Source organism: Pseudonocardia lacus (genome assembly GCF_018531445.1).
GTDB lineage: Bacteria > Actinomycetota > Actinomycetes > Mycobacteriales > Pseudonocardiaceae > Pseudonocardia > Pseudonocardia lacus.
The window spans coordinates 1-1204 of record NZ_JAHDTH010000466.1 but is presented as its reverse complement, the minus strand read 5'-3'; the positions used below and the strand labels follow the sequence as shown (position 1 = coordinate 1204).

Annotated in this window: 1 protein-coding gene; it reads left to right on the top strand. The window is 68.4% G+C overall.

All coding sequences use genetic code 11. The features are described from left to right. Positions 1–59 precede the first annotated feature (59 nt). The coding region (locus KIK08_RS39110) for an arginine deiminase (RefSeq protein ID WP_250558682.1) at positions 60–1204 on the top strand (1145 nt) is incomplete at its 3' end.

Sequence of the window (1204 nt, the reverse complement as noted above, 5' to 3'; positions counted from 1 at the left end):
TCATGACCGACACCACCCGTCCGTCGGCCGGCTACGGGGTGCATTCCGAGGTCGGCACCTTGCGCAAGGTCCTGGTGTGCGCGCCCGGTCTGGCCCATACCCGGTTGACCCCGACCAACTGCGACGCGCTGTTGTTCGACGACGTGATGTGGGTGCAGAACGCCCGTCGTGATCACTTCGACTTCATGTCCAAGATGCGTGAGCGCGGGGTCGAGGTCGTCGAGTTGCACAACGTGCTCGCCGAGACGATGGCGATCCCGCAGGCCCGCGGGTGGCTGCTGGACCGCAAGATCGTGGCCAACGAGGTCGGGCTGGGGCTGGTCGAGGGCACCCGGGCGTTCCTGGACGGTCTCGAGGCCCGCGCGCTGGCCGAGTTCCTGATCGGTGGGCTGTCCACGATCGATCTGCCCGAGGACTTCCGCTCCGGGTACCTGGCGCTGGCCCGCGAGTCGGCCGGGGTGCCCGAGTACCTGATGCCACCGCTGCCCAACACCCTCTACACCCGCGACACCACCTGCTGGCTCTACGGCGGGGTCACCCTCAACCCGCTGTACTGGCCGGCGCGCCACGACGAGACCCTGCTGATGAAAGCGGTCTATGAGTTCCATCCCGACTTCGTGGGCTCCACGGTGTGGTGGGGCGACCCGGAACGGGAATGGGGTCTGGCCACCCTGGAGGGTGGGGATGTGATGCCGGTCGGGAACGGGGTGGTGCTGGTCGGGATGAGCGAGCGGTCCTCGCGGCAGGCGATCTCGCAGCTGGCCGCGGCGTTGTTCGCCCGTGGTGCGGCCGAGCGGGTGATCGTGGCGGGGATGCCGAAGCTGCGCGCGGCGATGCACCTGGACACGGTGTTCACCTTCGCCGACCGGGACTGCGTGACCGCGTTCCCCGACATCGTCGACGGGATCCACACCTTCACCCTGCGCCCGCACGACAAGGACCCGGTCGAGGTCACCGAGGAGAAGGTGTCCTTCGTCCAGGTGGTCGCCGAGGCGTTGGGCCTGTCGAAGTTGCGGGTCGTGGAAAACGGTGGGGACGCCTACGCCAGCGAGCGTGGGCAGTGGGACAGCGGCAACAACCTGGTCGCGGTGGAGCCGGGTGTGGTGTTCGCCTACGACCGCAACACCTACACCAACTCGCTGTTGCGCAAGGCCGGCATCGAGGTCATCACCATCGTCGGTGCCGAACTGGGCCGGGGCCGGGG